Origin of the sequence: Okeania hirsuta (assembly GCF_003838195.1) — a bacterium.
Classification (GTDB): Bacteria; Cyanobacteriota; Cyanobacteriia; order Cyanobacteriales; family Microcoleaceae; genus Okeania; species Okeania hirsuta.
On sequence record NZ_RCBY01000381.1, the window covers coordinates 1 to 4,645 of the forward strand.

At 35.1% G+C, this 4,645-nt stretch carries 3 protein-coding genes; 1 reads left to right on the plus strand and 2 read right to left on the minus strand.

The window, feature by feature from the left end; all coding sequences use genetic code 11:
* Positions 1-14: 14 nt before the first annotated feature.
* Positions 15-1,763 carry a serine/threonine-protein kinase gene (locus tag D5R40_RS30505; RefSeq protein ID WP_124155694.1) on the minus strand — a complete coding sequence of 583 codons (1,749 nt, stop codon included), beginning with the start codon at positions 1,761-1,763 and terminating at the stop codon, positions 15-17.
* A 457-nt stretch (positions 1,764-2,220) separates the two neighbouring features.
* A complete protein-coding gene (locus tag D5R40_RS30510) occupies positions 2,221-2,469 on the minus strand; it encodes a Ycf34 family protein (RefSeq protein ID WP_124144887.1) in 249 nt (82 codons plus the stop codon).
* Between the two features lie 847 nt (positions 2,470-3,316).
* On the opposite strand from D5R40_RS30510, the gene D5R40_RS30515 reads away from it, so the two are divergent.
* A partial coding sequence (locus tag D5R40_RS30515) for a tRNA nucleotidyltransferase/poly(A) polymerase-related protein (RefSeq protein WP_134239647.1) occupies positions 3,317-4,645 on the plus strand: 1,329 nt, incomplete at its 3' end.

The following is a 4,645-nucleotide window of genomic DNA, read 5'->3' on the forward strand; positions in this document are numbered from 1 at the left end:
TCAGCAAACCCTAATTATATTTCCTCTCTAGCATAAAATATTGGTAAAGCCACAAATAAGCAACCTAAAAGCAACCCAAAAATATCAGAAATCCATAATTTACCCCCTAACAAACCCAAGATTAAAAATACTGTTGCCACAGTAGTAAATAAATTATTAGTTGCCAATTTATTCTGTTTTATAACCAGATGTTTAACTGTAATAAAAACTGATGCAATTATAACAGCCATTATCGGATGCCAAATAATTATCCGATAGCCAAAAATAAACCAAGCAAAAGCAAACATCAAAGCATCTAACCAAAATTCTTTTTCCTTAAATCTAGCCCACCAAAAATTCTGAGTTCCTAACTGCAAAATCTTTATAAAATGCTCATTTTTTTGTAATCTCAAAATTTTATTTTTCCACCTAGCTTTACGATCCATTCTCAATATTTGTTGCCACTCTGGCACAGTCTTACCCTGAAGCTTACCTAGTAATTTAACTTGATCTATATTTTGCAATCTTAAATCAGTTAACTTCGCAGAAATAGTCTTTAAATTTTGAGCATAATTAGCCTTTTTTCCGGGATTTCTACTAATAACAACAGTCAAAGTTTTTTTGACACGACTCACCTGAATTTTAACCGACTCAGTAGCCAAAACTTCCTGTAACTCCTGTCTAATTTCTGCTTGCTCAGTCAACTTTTTCGGCACTGCTGAAGAAGGAGAAAAATAAACATTTTCCATATAGTTAGACCGAGGTTTAAGATGTCTAATAATAGCAGTGGCAGAATGATAACGCCGATTTGTTGCACCTTCCAACATCTTGTCTAAAATTAGACCGAGTTCTTTACTAACAGGCATTTTTAAATAATCCCGCCATACCCACTTACTATTTCTACTATCAAACAAATCAAAAGGTGAAACTTGAGTCAAAAGATGAATACAAGTAACACCCAAACTATAAAGATCGCTAGCAAAAATAGCCTTACCCATAAGTTGCTCGGGAGCGGTATAAGCAGCACTACCAATAATAGTTCCAGTTTCAGGTAAACCTTTTTTCTCCACTAACTTCGCAGCACCAAAATCTACTAAAACCAGTTGACCAGTAGTGCGACGAATAATATTTTCTGGCTTAATATCTCGATGAATAACTTTCGATTTATGCACAAACTGTAATACTGGCAATAAATTATTTAAAAATTCCCGAATTTTAGCTTCAGTAAAGATACCTTTTTCTGCCAATTCTTGGGCGAGATTTTTGCCTTCAATATATTCTTGAACTAGATATTGTTGTCCATCCTTTTGAAAATAAGTTAGTAGTTTGGGTATCTGAGAATGAATACCTAGAGTTTTTAACTGTTGTGCTTCTTGCTGAAATAATTCTGAAGCTTTTTTAGTTTTTGTCTTTACTTGAAGAGACTCACTACCAGAAATTGTTTCTGAAGATTGAAGAGAATTTTGGTCATAATGGTAATAATTTGTATTCTGAGGAAAAAACTGTTTAATTACACAAACTTGTCGAATAGAATCTTTTTCATCTACTGCTAAAAAAGTTCTACCAAAACCACCTTGCCCAATTAATTTAAGAATACGGTAGCGAGACTTGTTAGCTATTTTGAGATTATTATCTGGCGAAGAAATAATTTTCTTTGTTTCTATTTTTTCATTTTCATCACTTAGTGGAGGAATTAGTAATAATGGAGAGTTGCAACTCTGACAAAATTCAGCCTTAGTAGGATTTTGTGGATTTTTGCAGGTGGGAAAGTAGCAATAACTCATGAGAATAGAAAAGATAAATAAAGATTTTTATTATTGATTTGATGATATTTTAATTCCCAAGAAGCATGAGGTACAAAATTCGTAATTTTTAGGGAGTAGCTAGGGACTTTGCATGCAACGTCCCTACAGAGTAGTAATTCGGTAAACAGGGAATAAACGCTATATTTTTCTTTCAGTTATAAAATAGAACAAATTAATAACTCTTCTTTTTCCTAAAGAAGTGGGAGATAAAGTTATAGCAGGGTGTGCTGGTACATTTACAAATTGCAGGAACTCCCCAATAGCTAAAAGTCTAATATTATTAGCTTTTTATTCCCCCTATTGCCTGTTGTCTGGGAGTTTCACTATATTCATAAATAGTAAATAATTTGAGCGAACATAAAATCTCCTTTTCTGTACTATTTCCTACTCTCACTCTATCTATAAAAAGAAGGGGAAATAAAGAATTAGAATTACTTTAAGTAGGGATGAGTTCACCTGGTCTTAATTTTGCCCATTTGCCCATTTCTTCTTTAAAACTTTCACAACCAACAACATCCCACTCCATTTCAATTTCATTATTTTGAGGACGAATGTTAACATTGATTGTAGGTTCAACCGGGTCAAAGTCTGGATTTTCTGTTAAATGAAGTTGTTCGTGCTGAGTTTCTACAGCATGATAGGTAACACACCGATCTACATAGTGGCAGTTAACACAAATACACATTTGTAAGTACCTCGTTAATCCTCAACTCTCATCTTAATTGATGCAATAATATCGTGTCCGTTTGATTAGTGATAATAAAGTTCTTAGGTGGTAGGTGGTAGGTGGTAGGTCTAAATTCAAGATTGAATACTGGAAACAGAGCAGAAACTTGAGATATTCCTTCAAGATCGCTTCAATAGAACATTTTTATTAAACTTAATCATCCGGACATGGTATAATTTTCTATTTTAATGATTTAATGAGTTTATATTCTAGCCCAAATTAATTTTATAGCAGTCGAAGCAGAGCTTAGGACATTCCTAAATGCTCAAACCCAGTCATATAGAATCCGGGTAATTAGTTATCGTATCGCTCTCGAAGTCATGAGTCGGGAGGACTGAGTCAGGAGTCAGGAGAAAGTCAGGATGAGAGTGGGAATTATCTGGAGATATTCCGGTATTTTATATCTGCATTGAATGGAAGTAGAAAGTGCGATAACTGTATAACCGGATTTCAGATCAGAGATTACTTCTGACTTCTGACTTCTGACTTGCGCGTAGCGCTGATTTCCTACTCAGAAAGTCTAATTAGGGCTTACCGATCTAATCTAAAACCATTGACATATAAAGACAAGTGCCTTTTTGGGGTCGAAAAAAGTGCAAATTTTTCAGTCTAAAAGGCTCAAAAAGTTAGTATTTTAGGCGCATAGTTGGGTAGAAAAATCATTCTTACAATTCTTACTCCTACCTCCTTGCTCATTCCTATTTCTCCTGTCTCCAGTATAGCTGTCTCCTGTCTCCTACCCCAGCAAAAAGACTTTCCATACGCAAGCCCTAATTACAGAGAAGTTCACTTGATTTTTTTACCAATGTTGATAAATTCCCTGTCTGCTTTATCTCCCAATAATTGGCCATTTGACCGAGAAATGTTGCCCCAACCTGTTTATTTGGTCGGTGGATCTGTGCGAGATGCTTTGCTGAAGCGCAAAAGTGATTATCTGGATTTAGATTTTATTATCCTCGACCAAGCAGTTAACATTGCCAAAAGTATTGCGAAGCAGTATCAAGCGGGGTTTGTGGTATTGGATGCCGAACGAAAAATTGCTAGGGTGGTATTTCAAGGGACTACAGTTGATTTTGCTGAAATAGAAGGTAATAGTCTGGAGGAAGACTTATGGCGACGAGATTTTACAATAAATGCGATCGCTTATAATCCTTTTAATGATGAGGTGATAGATTTATTTAATGCTCTGAAGGATTTGCAAGATGGTATTATCAGAATGGTAAAATCTGCTAATCTCAGAGATGATCCTCTCCGACTATTACGCGCATATCGTCAAGCAGCACAGCTAGGTTTTGTTATTTCACCAGAAACTCAAACAGCTATTCGAGAATTTGCACCTTTGCTGACTAATGTTGCAGCAGAAAGAGTGCAGACAGAATTAAGTTATTTATTGAGTCATCCCCAAGGTATGTTTTGGATAGAAAAAGCTTGGAAAGATTGTTTACTTTCTAGTTATTTTTCTACTGCGGGAGAAAATTGGGAAATAGCAAAACAAATAGACATAGCAGCAGAGGAGTTAGGAAAAAATTGGTCTCAGTTAAAAGATGAGTTAGCAAGAGGGGTACGCGATACAGTAAAAACCTCTTTGTTGGCGATCGCTAAGTTAGCAATATTAGTTAATTCCGATCCAGAAAAAGCAGAAGTTGAATTGATGGGGTTGAAGTATAGCAATGCAGAAATTAGGAGTACAATTGCAGTTATTAAAGGTTTAGCTAAACTGTCAGAAATAGAAATTTCTCAGATGTCTGTGAGGCAACAATTTTTCTTATTTCAAGAAATAGGAAAAAATTTTCCTGCTTTAGCAGTTGTAGGAGTAGGAAAAGGAATATCCATAACAGAAATTGATTGTTTAGTTAAACGTTATATTAATCCAGAAGACCAAGTTGCTCACCCCACTCCTTTATTGAACGGAAATGATTTAATTACAGTCTTAAAATTACCCAAAAGTCCGATAATTGGTCAACTATTAACAGAAATTAAAATAGCACGAGCTGAGGGAAAAATTTCCACTAAAGTTGAAGCAATTAAATTAGCAGAAAAATTAATTCAAATTAAGAAGGAAGAAGGAAGAGGGATTGAAGAAGGAGACAGGAGACAGGAGACAGGAGACAGGAGGAAAATTACATGGGGATTC